This window comes from Mesorhizobium album (assembly GCF_033977205.1).
GTDB classification, from domain to species: domain Bacteria; phylum Pseudomonadota; class Alphaproteobacteria; order Rhizobiales; family Rhizobiaceae; genus Mesorhizobium; species Mesorhizobium album.
On the sequence record NZ_JAVIIW010000019.1, the window covers coordinates 111438 to 123883 of the forward strand.

The 12446-nt window shown below is 64.2% G+C and carries 11 protein-coding genes; 6 read left to right on the plus strand and 5 right to left on the minus strand.

All coding sequences use genetic code 11. The features are described 5' to 3' along the window. Positions 1–167: 167 nt before the first annotated feature. Complete coding sequence (locus RFN28_RS17465; protein WP_320288542.1) at positions 168–2219, plus strand: elongation factor G; 2052 nt, start codon at positions 168–170, stop codon at positions 2217–2219. A 669-nt stretch (positions 2220–2888) separates the two neighbouring features. Continuing rightward, entirely contained in the window at positions 2889–3386 is a 498-nt protein-coding gene (locus RFN28_RS17470; RefSeq protein WP_320288543.1) for a methyltransferase family protein, read from the plus strand. A gap of 59 nt (positions 3387–3445) precedes the next feature. Here the strand turns inward: RFN28_RS17470 and RFN28_RS17475 are convergent, their stop codons facing one another. Together RFN28_RS17475 and trxB are read right to left on the minus strand one after the other, a co-directional pair. Further along, entirely contained in the window at positions 3446–4342 is an 897-nt protein-coding gene (locus RFN28_RS17475) for a LysR family transcriptional regulator (RefSeq protein ID WP_040970899.1), read from the minus strand. Between the two features lie 71 nt (positions 4343–4413). Then, positions 4414–5388, minus strand: a complete 975-nt coding sequence (gene trxB / locus RFN28_RS17480; RefSeq protein ID WP_320288544.1) for a thioredoxin-disulfide reductase — start codon at positions 5386–5388, stop codon at positions 4414–4416. A 224-nt stretch (positions 5389–5612) separates the two neighbouring features. On the opposite strand from trxB, the gene RFN28_RS17485 reads away from it, so the two are divergent. Further along, positions 5613–6089: an Lrp/AsnC family transcriptional regulator gene (locus RFN28_RS17485; protein ID WP_320288545.1), complete on the plus strand. Its 477-nt coding sequence runs from the start codon at positions 5613–5615 to the stop codon at positions 6087–6089. 69 nt (positions 6090–6158) lie between these two features. Here RFN28_RS17485 and RFN28_RS17490 read toward each other — a convergent pair whose 3' ends face one another. The 3 genes from RFN28_RS17490 to rfaE1 are packed head-to-tail and all read right to left on the minus strand — an operon-like array spanning position 6159 to position 8848. Continuing rightward, positions 6159–6791, minus strand: a complete 633-nt coding sequence (locus tag RFN28_RS17490; RefSeq protein WP_320288547.1) for a D-glycero-alpha-D-manno-heptose-1,7-bisphosphate 7-phosphatase — start codon at positions 6789–6791, stop codon at positions 6159–6161. Continuing rightward, the gene (locus RFN28_RS17495) at positions 6784–7356 is read right to left on the minus strand and encodes a D-sedoheptulose-7-phosphate isomerase (protein WP_320288548.1); all 573 of its coding nucleotides are present in this window, start codon (positions 7354–7356) and stop codon (positions 6784–6786) included. Before RFN28_RS17495 ends, RFN28_RS17490 begins: the two co-directional genes overlap by 8 nt. A 7-nt stretch (positions 7357–7363) precedes the next feature. Next, positions 7364–8848, minus strand: coding sequence for a D-glycero-beta-D-manno-heptose-7-phosphate kinase (gene rfaE1 / locus RFN28_RS17500; protein WP_320288549.1), 1485 nt, complete (start codon positions 8846–8848; stop codon positions 7364–7366). A 278-nt stretch (positions 8849–9126) separates the two neighbouring features. Between rfaE1 and rfaD the strand changes: the two genes are divergently transcribed. From rfaD to waaC, 3 genes are read left to right on the plus strand one after another with little or no spacing between them, the layout of a single operon-like run. Then, positions 9127–10077: an ADP-glyceromanno-heptose 6-epimerase gene (gene rfaD, locus RFN28_RS17505; protein ID WP_320288550.1), complete on the plus strand. Its 951-nt coding sequence runs from the start codon at positions 9127–9129 to the stop codon at positions 10075–10077. Beyond that, complete coding sequence (gene waaF, locus RFN28_RS17510) at positions 10050–11057, plus strand: lipopolysaccharide heptosyltransferase II (RefSeq protein ID WP_320288551.1); 1008 nt, start codon at positions 10050–10052, stop codon at positions 11055–11057. The genes rfaD and waaF overlap by 28 nt, the downstream gene beginning before the upstream one ends. After that, positions 11054–12028 (plus strand): lipopolysaccharide heptosyltransferase I, encoded by a 975-nt coding sequence (waaC, locus tag RFN28_RS17515; RefSeq protein WP_320288552.1) that lies wholly within the window; start codon positions 11054–11056, stop codon positions 12026–12028. The genes waaF and waaC overlap by 4 nt, the downstream gene beginning before the upstream one ends. Positions 12029–12446 lie beyond the last annotated feature (418 nt).

Sequence of the window (12446 nt, forward strand, 5' to 3'; positions counted from 1 at the left end):
GATCGGGCGCCCGACGAAACCGAAGCCGGCGCATTTCCTATTTTCCTTGCCCTCTCCGCGAACCCGTGTGACGATGGCCTTGGGCAGGTGGTGAGCAACAACCCCGCCCGCGACGGTCGAACAGGCCGGCCGCCGCTCCCAGGGAAACGCCTGAGTGGAGGTCAGCCATGGGTAATCGCGCCGGAGGACGACGCACGGGACCGAAATGCATTGCCATAGTCGGTCCCTTCGCAAGCGGTAAGACGACACTTCTCGAAGCAATCCTCGCCCGCACGGGCGCCATTCCCCGCCAGAATCCCGTCTCATCGGGCAACACAGTTTCCGATTATTCACCAGAAGCCCGTGCCCACGCCATGAGCGTCGAGGCGACCTTTGCCACCACGGAGTTCATGGGCGAGCAGCTCACCTTCGTCGATTGCCCCGGCTCCATCGAATTCGCCTTCGAGGCCGAGCCGGTGCTTGCCGCCTGCGATGTCGCCGTGGTCGTGGCCGAAGCGGACGAAAAGAAGATTCCCGCGCTGCAGCTCATCATGCGCAAGCTCGACGATCTCGGAGTGCCGCGCATCCTGTTCCTCAACAAGGTGGACAAGGCGATCGCCGGCGTGCGCGAGACGCTGAAGATGCTGCAGTCGGCCAGCTCGGTGCCGCTGCTGCTCCGCCAGATTCCGCTGCGCAAGGACGGCGTCGTTATCGGCTCGATCGATCTCGCGCTGGAGCGCGCCTATGTCTACCGCGAATACGCCGAAAGCCAGGTCGCCGAGATTCCGAACGACGACAAGGCGCGCGAGCTTGAAGCGCGCTTCTCGATGCTGGAGACGCTGGCCGACCATGACGACCAGCTGATGGAGCAGCTCCTCGAGGAGATCGAGCCGCCGAAGGACGCCATCTTCGACGACCTTGCCGCCGATCTTCGCGCCGGCACGGTGACGCCGGTTCTGATCGGCACCGCCGAGAAGGGCAACGGCGTGCTGCGCCTGTTGAAGGCCATCCGCCACGACGCGCCGGACGTCGAGGCGACCTGCAAGCGTCTGGGCGTGCCCGACGGCGGCCAGACGGTCGTGCAGGTGATGAAGACCATCCACACCGCGCATGGCGGCAAGCTGTCGGTGTCGCGGGTGCTTTCCGGCCAGTTGGCCGACGCGGCCGAGCTTTTCCTTTCCAACGGCGACACGACGAAGGTCTCCGGCATCTACAAGATGCTCGGCAAGGACCAGTCGAAGCTCTCATCGGCCAATGCGGGCGACACCGTGGCGCTCGGCAAGCTCGACAATGTCAAGACCGGCCAGACGCTGAGTTCGGCCAAGGGCGGCATCAAGCCGCTGATCGCGCTGGAGCCGCCGCAGCCGGTATTCGCCTTTGCCTTGCGCCCCAAGGAGCGCAAGGACGAGGTCAAGATGTCGGCGGCGATCCAGAGGCTTGCCGGGGAGGATCCCTCGCTCAGCCTGCATCACAACCAGGATTCCGCCGAAACCGTGCTGTCGGGGCATGGCGAGATGCATCTGCGCGTTGTGCGCGAGCGCCTCGAAGGCAAGAACCAGATCCCCATCGAAGGCCATTCGCCCGCGGTGCCCTATCGCGAGACCATCCGCAAGTCCGCGCAGCAGCGCGGCCGCCACAAGAAGCAGTCCGGCGGCCACGGCCAGTTCGGCGACGTGGTGATCGAGATCAAGCCGTTGCCGCGCGGCACCGGCTTCCAGTTCACCGACACCATCACCGGCGGCGTCGTGCCCAAGACCTATATCCAGTCGGTGGAGACGGGCATCCGCGACTATCTGAAGTCCGGTCCGCTCGGCTTCCCGGTGGTCGATGTCGCCGTCAACCTGTCGGACGGCTCCTACCATGCGGTCGATTCCTCCGACATGGCCTTCCAGATGGCGGCGAAGCTGGCAATGAAGGAAGGTATGGCAGCCTGTTCGCCGGTTCTGCTGGAGCCGATCATGAAGGTCGAGATCGTCACGCCCTCCGATGCGACCTCGAAGATCATCGCGCTGATTCCGCAGCGCCGCGGCCAGATCCTCGGCTATGACGCGCGGCCCGACTGGCCGGGCTGGGACGTGGTCGAGGCCACCATGCCGCAGGCCGAAATAGGCGACCTGATCATCGAGCTGCGCTCGGCGACGGCCGGCGTCGCCAGCTACAAGGCCGCCTTCGACCATATGGCCGAGCTGACCGGCCGCCTGGCCGACGAGGCGATGAACGCCAACGGCAAGGCTGCCTGACTGATCTTTGTCGATGACACGAAAACGGCGCCCGGATCGTCCGGACGCCGTTTTTATTGCGGACCCTCTTCCTGGGAGGCAATGGCAGGTCCGCCGCATCAGGAGAAATAGTTCGGACGCGGTAGCTGCCTGAGCCCGGCCTGTCCGAGTGATGCCCCCATCTCCCGGGCGGACCAACCGCGTCCTATGGTCTACTTAGTCGATGGAGTGCGTCTGCGACATGTTACCCGATGTTACATGTCACTGTTACGCGGCTTGCGTGCACGCATTTCCGGCATCGGCGTGATCTGCAGGCAACAAAAAAGCCGGATCAATAAAGATCCGGCTGAGTTTGATTGGAAGTGCCGATTAGGGCTAACCTCCAGAGGGGAACACTCGAGGGCACTAATGGGAGGAGAACGCGCCCTAGAGATGAACTATATATGTGCTCATCATGCCCAAGAAACAAGCATCTATTTTGCAACACACGCATGCAAAAAGACGCAGGCTGTGGTCCAACCCATGCCGGAAACCGGTAGGACCAGAAAAAATCGCCAAATCGTGAGCCTTTCCCGACCGAAAGCGATTGCTGATATGCAAATCGGGTCGGATTCTGTTCCGGAAATACGCTAAATTCAGAATGATGCGGATTCGGGCAGGTCGCGTTTATTTTTGCGGCAGGAGGGCCTGATGCGGACTTTTTCGGCAATCGCCGGCAGCGCGCTATTCCTTGTTGCGGCACCGGGCGTGGTCGCCGGCTTGGTGCCTTGGCTTTTGACCGACCATTATCGCATGCCGTGGTCCACGGTGCCCGGTTTCGTGCTCCTGGGCTCGATCCTGGTGGTCGGGGCGGCTGGAGTCCTGCTTCACGCCTTCGCCCGCTTTGCGCTCGAAGGCCTGGGGACGCCTGCTCCCGTGGCGCCGACCGAGAGATTGGTCATTGGCGGTGTCTACCGCCACGTGCGCAATCCCATGTACGTCGCGGTGCTGTCGATCATCTTCGGCCAGGTGCTCATCTTTTCGAGTTGGGCGGTGTTCGTCTACGGCCTGGTCGCCGCGGCGGCGATGATCTCCTTCGTCAAACTCTACGAAGAGCCGACGCTCGCCGGCCGCTACGGCGCCGAATACGAAACCTATCGCCGCGCTGTCCCCGGCTGGCTGCCGCGCATCACACCCTGGCGCGGTTGAGTCGCGCTGCCTCGGGGCACGTCGAGATTCAGGTCAGGCCGGCCTCACCCTGAATATCGCTAGTAGGACCAGCTACGGGCCTTTGCGATGATAAAATCGCGGAATACATGCAGCTTCGCCTGGTTCTTCATCGCGTCCGGATAGGCGAAATAGGTGTCGAAGGACGGCACCTCGGTCTCGGGCAGCAACTGGACCAGGTTGGAGTCCTTGCTGATGACGTAGTCGGGCAGCATGGCGATGCCGGCGCCGCCCTGGACCGCGCGCTTGATCGACAAAATGTCGTTGATCTGCAGCGTCGGCACCCTTTGCCCGCCTTCGAAATCGCCGACCGTCTCCAGCCAGTTCAATTCCGACAGATGCGAGGGCACCGGCACGCCGAAGGTGACGATCCGGTGGTTCCTGAGCTCCGCGATCGAAGCCGGCTTGCCGAACTTGGCCACATAAGATGGCGCCGCGTAGAGATGGAAATGCACCGTGAACAGCCGGCGCTGGATGAGATCGGGCTGCTGCGGCTGCCTGAGGCGAATGGCGCAGTCGGCCTGGCGCATGGTGAGGTCGAGCTCCTCATTGGCGAGGATGAGCTGCAGGCTGATCTCGGGATAGAGCTCGATGAATTCCTGCACGCGCTCGGTCAGCCAGCCGGCGCCCAGGCCCACTGTGGTCGTCACCCTCAGCACGCCGGAGGGGCGATCCTTGGTCTCGGTCAGCCGCGACTTGATCGTCTCCAGTTTCATCAGCACGTCATGCGCCGTGCGGAACAGCATTTCGCCCTGCTCGGTCAGCACAAGACCGCGCGCGTGGCGATGGAACAGCGCCACGCCGACATCGTGTTCCAGCGCGCTTACCTGCCGCGAGATCGCCGATTGCGACAGATGTAGTGTTTCGGCGGCATGGGTGAACGACCCAGCCTCCGCCGCAGCGTGAAATACGCGTAGCTTGTCCCAGTCCAGCGCCATGATTCCCCTCGCGTTGCGTCGGCGTCTGAATGAAAAATCAGGCTTTTAAACGGCTTTTTTCAGCCGATCGCTTATTCCGCCGCTTCGCGGTGCACTTCGATGCCCGCCAGATATTTCTCCGCCTCGAGCGCGGCCATGCAACCAAGCCCGGCGGCCGTCACCGCCTGGCGGTAGACGTCGTCGGTGACGTCGCCGGCGGCAAACACGCCGGGAACGTCGGTGCAGGTCGAATCGGGCGCCGTCCACAGATAGCCATTCGGCTTCTGCTTGAGCTTGCCGACGAAGAGCTCGACCGCCGGCGCATGGCCGATCGCGACGAAGACGCCGTCCACCTTCAGCCGCGACACTTCGCCGGTCGCCACATTGCGCAGCTTCAGCCCATCGACCGACGGCGGCAGCGGCGCCTTGCCCGGCTGCCCGGTGATCTCGTCGACGACCGTGTCCCAGATGACGCGGATATTGTCCTTCTTGAACAGCCGCTCTTGCAGGATGCGCTCGGCGCGGAAATCGCTGCGGCGGTGAATGACGGTGACGCTCTTGGCGAGGTTGGCGAGATAGAGCGCCTCTTCGACAGCCGAATTGCCGCCGCCAACCACCGCGACATCCTTGCCGCGATAGAAGAAGCCGTCGCAGGTGGCGCAGGCCGACAGGCCGAAGCCCATGAAGGTCTGCTCCGACGGGATGCCCAGCCACTTGGCCTGCGCGCCGGTGGCGATGATCAGGGCGTCCGCGGTGTAGACCGTGCCGGAATCGCCGGTGGCGCGGAAAGGCCGCACATTCAGATCGACCTCGGTGATGATATCGTTGGCGATCTCGGTGCCGACATGCTCGGCCTGCTTGAGCATTTGCTCCATCAGCCAGGGGCCCTGAATCGGATCGGCGAAGCCCGGATAGTTCTCGACGTCCGTGGTGATCATCAGCTGGCCGCCCTGCTGCAGGCCGGCGACAAGCATCGGCTTTAGCATGGCGCGGGCGGCATAGATCGCCGCGGTGTAGCCGGCCGGACCGGAACCGATGATAAGAACGGGCGCATGTTTGATGTTCATAAGAAAAGTCCCCTGCGGCTCGAGGCCGTGGTTTTGTCGCCGGTAATGTAAGTGCTGCCCGCCAAGCCAGCAAGGCAGCTTGGCCTTCGTCCCCGGAAAGCTTCGTGGCGCAGGCATAGCGGGCCATATCGCTGTCCGCGAGTAGAAAAATCATTGCAAAGGGATGGCCTCCCGCGCGAAAGCAAATTACAAATCCACGAAAGATTCTTGCGCGAAAGCCGATCATGCCGCTCAAAGCCGATCTCGACGCCATCGACTGGAAGATCCTGCGCGAATTGCAGAACGACGGCCGCATGACCAATGTTGAGCTGTCGAACCGGGTCGGCATCTCGGCGCCGCCTTGCCTGCGCCGCGTCAGGCGGCTGGAGGAGGCCGGCATCATCCGCGGCTATCGAGCGCTACTCAACGCGCCGGCGCTCGGCATGGATGTCGTCGCCTTCTGCCTGATCGGCCTGCATCACCAGGCCGATGCCGAGCTGAAGACTTTCGCCGAGCGCACGCGCGGCTGGCCGATCGTGCGCGATGCCTGGATGGTGTCGGGCGAATCCGATTTCCTGCTGCATTGCGTGGCGAGCGACCTCGGCACGTTTCAGACGTTCGTCATCGAGGAACTGGCCTCGGCGCCCAATGTCGACACGGTACGCACCGCGCTGACCATCCGCCGCGTCAAGGACGAGGGACTGATCGCCTTTCCGGGCTGACGACGACCACCTTCCAATAAAACGCCGAAAAACCAGCGGCCTGGCGCTCAACGTTGAATCGGCGCGCGATCAGAGCGAGCGTATCGCGGCCAACAGGCCGCCGACATCATGCGCGTCGCGCAACGGCGAAACTGCAAGGCCATCGATCGTTGAGCCTTCGCCATCGACAAGCCAGCCGCGCGTAAGGCCGGCGCGCTGGCCTGCTTCCATATCGGCGGGCTTGTCACCGACGATCAGCGAGCGTTTCAGGTCAAGGCCAAGCAGGCGCGCCGCCTCGATGAGCATGCCCGGATTGGGCTTGCGCATCGGATGGTCGGCGCCCGCCAGCGGACCGGTGCCCTTTTCGTGGTACCCGCAAGCAAGCACCATATCGACGGCGGCATTCCTCTCGGCGAGCAGGTCGAGCACCCGCCGATTGACGGCCGCGAATGCATCCCAGCCAAAATAGCCCCGCGCGATGCCGGACTGATTGGTGACAATGACGACCGGGACCCCTTGCCGGTTGGCGGCCTCGATGGCCGGCAGCATCTGCGGCCTGAGCACGATGTCCGCCGGGTCGCTTGGATAGTCAGTGTCGATATTGATGGTGCCGTCGCGGTCGAGGAAGAGCGCCGGCAGGCCGGTTGAGAAGGCTCTGGTTCCGATCCGTTCGACCCACAGGCCGGGTTCGACCAGCGGAAAGGCAGCACTACCGTCAGCCATTGCTGAGACGCGCTTCCACCGCCTCGCACAGATGATGGTAGAGGCAGAGATGCCCCTGCTGGATGATCGGTGTCGAGGTCGACGGCACGTTGAGCAGGATATCGGTCAGCGGCTTGAGCTTGCCGCCGGTGTCGCCGGTCAGGCTGATCACCGTCATCCCCATCGCCCGCGCTTGCTCGGCGGCGGCAAGGATGCTCGGCGAATTGCCGCTGGTCGAGATGGCGAGCAACACCGCGCCTTCCGATCCATGCGCCTCAACCTGGCGCGAGAAAACGGTGTCGAAGCCGTAGTCGTTGCCCCAGGCGGTCAGCACCGCCGCATTGGCCGGCAGCGCGATGACATTGTAGGCCTTGCGCTCCTTCAGGAACCGGCCGACCAGTTCGCCGGCGATATGGATGGCATCGCTCGCCGAGCCGCCATTGCCGCAGATCAGCAAGGCCTTGCCCTGCGAAAGCGCCGTCACGACCGTGCTCACCGCGCGTTCCATCGCACCGGTGAGATCGCGCTCGACCATTGCCGAGATCGCCGCCGCGGAGCGGACCAGATAGTCGTTCAATTCGGACATGAAACCCTCAGTTTGCGGCGCGCAGCTTGCCGATGGTATTGGTCGTGCTCTTGCCGGCGACGAGGTCGACCAAGACCACGCGCCCGCCCGCCTTCTGCACCACGTCGGCGCCGACCACGGTCTCGATCGTGTAATCCGCGCCCTTGACCAGGATGTCGGGCTGGAGCGCCTCGATCAGCTTGAGCGGCGTATCCTCCTCGAAGACCACGACGGCATCCACCGAAGCGAGCGCCGCGAGCACACAGGCGCGGTCATGCTGGTCGTTGACCGGGCGCCCGGGCCCTTTCAGCCTTCGCACCGAGGCATCGCTGTTAAGGCCAAGCACCAGCCGGTCGCACTGGCTGCGGGCGGCGTGCAGCAGGCTGACATGGCCGGCATGCAGGATGTCGAAGCAGCCATTGGTGAAGCCGACGGTCAGCCCCTCTTCCTTCCAGGCCGCCACCATCCTGGCCGCCGCATTGGCGTCGAGAATGGCGTCCCTGTGGGCGACCGGCCCGTGCGAGCGGAACAGCGCGCCGGAGAGCTCCTCGACGGTCAACCGCGCGGTGCCGCGCTTGCCGACCACGACGCCGCCGGCAGCGTTGGCGATTGTAGCTGCCTGCACGCGGTCGGCCCCCGCGGCGAGCGAGAGCGCGAAGGTCGCGATGACAGTATCGCCGGCGCCCGAGACGTCGAAGACTTCGCGCGCCTGCGTGGAAATATGGCGGGCATCCTCCGCGGTGACCACGCTCATGCCCTTTTCGCTGCGCGTGGCGACGATGAACTCGAAATCATGCGCCGCGATGAGGTCGCGCGCCGCCACGACGATCTCGTCATCGCCGAACACGGCGCGTCCGACCGCTTCGCCAAGCTCCTTGCGATTGGGCGTCACGGCCGTCGCCCCGGCATAGCGCGCATAATCGCGGCCCTTGGGATCGACCAGCACCGGCTTTCCGGCATCGCGGCAGATCGCGATCAATTCGGCCGCCACGCCGTCGAGCAGGATGCCCTTGCCATAGTCGGACAGGACGACGATGTCGGCGCGCGCAAGCGCGGCCTGGAAATGCTCGACAAGTGCCGCCCGCTCACTGCGCGACAGCGGCTTGATCTCCTCCTCGTCGAAACGCAGCACCTGCTGGTTGAGCGCGCTGAAGCGGCTCTTCGACGAGGTCATGCGATCCTGCCGCTGCACCAGGCCATCGGTATCGGCGCCGAGATCGCCGAGCATTCGCATGAGGTTGTCGCCGGCCTGGTCGGCGCCGATCACCGAGACAGGAATTGCGGCGGCGCCCAGCGAAACAATGTTGGAAACGACGTTGCCGGCGCCGCCCATGGCCAGCATCTCGCCTCTGCCGTGCAGCACCGGGATCGGTGCTTCCGGCGAGATCCGCTCGATGACGCCGCTGACGAAGCGGTCGAGGATGAAATCGCCGACCACCAGCACAGTGACCTCGCCGAAGCGGGCAATAGTGCGATGCAAGGGTTCCGGGGAAGGCAGATGGTGCTTGATCATCTTACTGGCACGTGCCCGAATTGCGGATCTTGATCAGGGTTGCAGCGCCGGAAATCCGGCGCCCGTCGTTCTTCGCGATGCCGATATACCGCAATTAAGGCCAGCGCAACGGCGGGCCGGAGACAGGATTACGGCGAAATAAGCGCGAGTGAAGCGTGAGCTTTGCGGCGCGACTGTGGCCGAGCGACCGTTCACCCTGGGTTTGACGTGCTTTATCGACACTCCCATCGGCGTCCCCTATAAGGGCCGGAATCGGTAAAACGAAACCAGGGACCTTCATGATCATCGTCACGGGCGGCGCCGGCATGATCGGCTCCAACATCGTCGCCGCGCTCAATGCCGAGGGGCATGACGACATCGTCGTCGTCGACGACCTCACCGACGGCCACAAGATCGCCAACCTCGCCGACCTCCGCATCGCCGATTATCTCGACAAGGACGATTTTCTGGCCCGGCTCGAGGATGGCGGCCTCGGCCGCATCGAGGCCGTCTTCCATCAGGGCGCCTGCTCGACCACCACCGAATGGAACGGCAAGTTCATGATGGAAGTGAACTATGCCTATTCGAAGCGGCTGCTCTATGCCTGCCTGGAGTTGCGCGTCCCCTTCCTCTACGCCTCCTCGGCTTCGGTCTATGGCGCCGGCAACGAATTCCGCGAGGAGCCTGAGTTTGAGCGGCCGCTCAACGTCTACGCCTACTCCAAGAAGCTCTTCGACGATTATGTCCGCCGCAACGTCTTCGACACCGATCATTCTCAGGTGGCGGGGCTGCGCTATTTCAACGTCTACGGCCCGCGCGAGGCGCACAAGGGGGCCATGGCCTCGGTCGCCTTCCATTTGTTCAACCAGGTCGAGCGCGGCGAAAACCCGAAGCTGTTCGGTGCCTATGACGGCTTCGGTCCGGGCGAGCAAAGCCGCGACTTCATCCATGTCGGCGATGTCGCCGAGGTCAATCTGTGGCTCTGGAAGCGGGGCTCGAGCGGCATCTTCAACTGCGGCACCGGGCGTGCCCAGCCGTTCCGCGCCATTGCCGAGACCGTGATCGACACCCTCGGCAAGGGTGAGATCGAGTTCATCCCCTTCCCCGATCATCTCAAGGGCAGCTACCAGAGTTTCACGCAGGCTGATATGTCCCGCTTGCGCGCGGCCGGCTACAATGGCCAATTCCGGACCGTCGAAACCGGCGTCAGAGATTATGTCGAATGGCTGAAGGCCCAACGATCCTCGTGATCGGCCCACGCTGGGTGGGCGACATGGTCATGGCGCAGTGCCTGTTCGCGGCGCTGAAGGAAAAGCATCCGAACGCCGCGATCGATGTGCTGGCGCCCGGCTGGGCAGCGCCCCTGGTCAAGCGCATGCCCGAAATACGCTGCCAGATCGACTTCCCGCTGATGCCCGGCGCACTCGAATTCCGCAGCCGCAGGCGCTTCGGCCGCCTGCTGCGCGGCCGCTACGACATGGCCTATGTGCTGCCAGGAAGCTGGAAATCGGCGCTGATCCCGTTCTTTGCCCGCATTCCGCGCCGAGTTGGCCATTTGAGGGAAATGCGCTACGGCCTGCTGACCGACATCGTGCCCCTGCCCGATGCAGTGAAGCGGCGCACGGCGCGGGCCTATTTCGGCCTCGCGCGCGGCGGCACGTTTCGCGCGCCAAAACTCACGGTCGACGCGGCCAACCAAGCGGATCTGCTGACGCGGTTCGGGCTTGACGCAAAGAACTTCATCGCCCTGATGCCGGGCGCCGAGTTCGGCCCGGCAAAACGATGGCCGAGCGAGCACTATGCCGAGCTTGCGCGAGAGATGATGGCAAAGGGCCGCGGCGTCGCCCTGCTCGGCTCGAAGAACGACGCCGCGGTGACTGGCGAGATCGCCAATCTCGCGCCGGGCGCCGTCGATCTTGCCGGCCGGACGCGGCTGGAGGACGCCATCGACCTGATCGCCGCGGCGAAACTCGCCGTCTCGAACGACAGCGGGCTGATGCATGTCGCGGCCGCCGTCGGCACGCCGATCGTCGCCGTCTACGGCTCGACCTCGCCCGAGAACACGCCGCCACTGACCGATCGCTCGGAGCTGGTCTGGCTGCACCTTTCGTGCTCGCCCTGCCACAGCAAGGTCTGCCCGCTCGGCCATCTCAACTGCCTGAAGACGCTCGATGTCGCACGGGTCGCGGCGGCAGCCGCCCGGCTGCTCAAGGTTCCCGCGGCCGCATGAAGGTGCTGATCGTCAAGACATCATCGATGGGTGATGTCATCCACAGCTTCCCGGCGGTCGAGGATGCCTTGCGCAGTCGCTCCGACATAAGCTTCGACTGGTGCGTGGAAGAGGCCTTTGCCGGCATCGTCGCCTTGCACCCGGCGATAAGATCCATCCACAAGGTGGCGATCCGGCGCTGGCGCAAGACGCCGCTTGGCGGCGGCACATGGCGCGAGATGGCCGACCTGCGCCGCACGCTGCGCGCCGCTCGCTATGACCTGGTCATCGATGCGCAGGGGCTCTTGAAATCGGCCGTCGTCGCCACACAAGCCGGCGCGCCGATCGCCGGCTTCGACCGTTCCAGCGCCCGCGAGCCCTCGGCGACGCTGTTTTATCAGCGCAAATACGCCGTATCGCGCGACCAGCACGCCATAGAGCGCACGCGGCGGCTGTTCGGACTGGCGCTAGGCTATGAGCCCGATCTGTCGCGCCTTGGCTCCGGGATTGTGGCGCCGGCAGACAGGCCTCCCGGCCTTGAAGGCAAGCTTGCTTTCCTGCTGCACGGCACGAGCCGCGAGGACAAGAAATGGTCGGCCGAGGACTGGATCGAAACCGCGCGCCGACTGGTTTCCAGGCAATTCAGGCCCGTCGTCACCTGGTCGAACGAAGCGGAAAAGCGTGTCGCCGAAGCGATCGCCGGCGCCGTGCCGATCACGGTGCTGATCCCCAGATCACCGCTCGCAGAGATCGCCGCGATCCTTGGCCGCTCGGCGCTCGTCATCGGCGCCGACACCGGGCTAACCCACCTCGCCAGCGCCTTCGGCCTGCCGACGGTCGCCATCTTCCTGGCGACGGAGCCGGGCCTGACCGGCCCGCGCGGGCCGTTTGCCTCGACCTTGCAGGCGCCCGTCGGCGGCAAGGTCACGCCGGTTGAGGCAGTGGCTGAAGCGGAGCGGCTGCTTGCGCTTAGGTCAGAGGCGCCGGCTTAAAGCGCGTCGCGTTGAAACGGAGTCGGGCAACGCGCTTTAAGTCCTTGTTTTGATGCATGTCGTTCTCCCAAAACCGCTGCGCACTTTTGGGCGACATGCATTAGATCGACTGCCTTGGAGATTGGCCGCTTCGTCATCCTGGGGCGGAGCAAGGAGCGAAGCGACGCGGCGCAGACCCCAGGATCCATGCCGTTACATGGACGTATTGCGACGGTGCAGAATTCTGCTCCGCTGCACTTTTCGCGCGAGGTCACGGCATGGATCCCAGGGTCTTCGCGACGGAGCTTCGCTCCTGCTTCGCCCTGGGATGATGGGTGGACGGCCCCTTGCGGCATCGAATGTGCCAAGCTGGTCGTGATGAAACCCCAGCGGAGGAGACCGTCCGTCATGCAAGCTATCAGATTTGGAATCGATCTGG

Bases quoted from the DNA above. Each gene is read 5' to 3' on its own strand.
- RFN28_RS17465 (WP_320288542.1), top strand. From the start codon at position 168: ATGGGTAATCGCGCCGGAGGACGACGCACGGGACCGAAATGCATTGCC.
- RFN28_RS17470 (WP_320288543.1), top strand. From the start codon at position 2,889: ATGCGGACTTTTTCGGCAATCGCCGGCAGCGCGCTATTCCTTGTTGCG.
- RFN28_RS17475 (WP_040970899.1), bottom strand. From the start codon at position 4,342: ATGGCGCTGGACTGGGACAAGCTACGCGTATTTCACGCTGCGGCGGAG.
- trxB (WP_320288544.1), bottom strand. From the start codon at position 5,388: ATGAACATCAAACATGCGCCCGTTCTTATCATCGGTTCCGGTCCGGCC.
- RFN28_RS17485 (WP_320288545.1), top strand. From the start codon at position 5,613: ATGCCGCTCAAAGCCGATCTCGACGCCATCGACTGGAAGATCCTGCGC.
- RFN28_RS17490 (WP_320288547.1), bottom strand. From the start codon at position 6,791: ATGGCTGACGGTAGTGCTGCCTTTCCGCTGGTCGAACCCGGCCTGTGG.
- RFN28_RS17495 (WP_320288548.1), bottom strand. From the start codon at position 7,356: ATGTCCGAATTGAACGACTATCTGGTCCGCTCCGCGGCGGCGATCTCG.
- rfaE1 (WP_320288549.1), bottom strand. From the start codon at position 8,848: ATGATCAAGCACCATCTGCCTTCCCCGGAACCCTTGCATCGCACTATT.
- rfaD (WP_320288550.1), top strand. From the start codon at position 9,127: ATGATCATCGTCACGGGCGGCGCCGGCATGATCGGCTCCAACATCGTC.
- waaF (WP_320288551.1), top strand. From the start codon at position 10,050: ATGGCTGAAGGCCCAACGATCCTCGTGATCGGCCCACGCTGGGTGGGC.
- waaC (WP_320288552.1), top strand. From the start codon at position 11,054: ATGAAGGTGCTGATCGTCAAGACATCATCGATGGGTGATGTCATCCAC.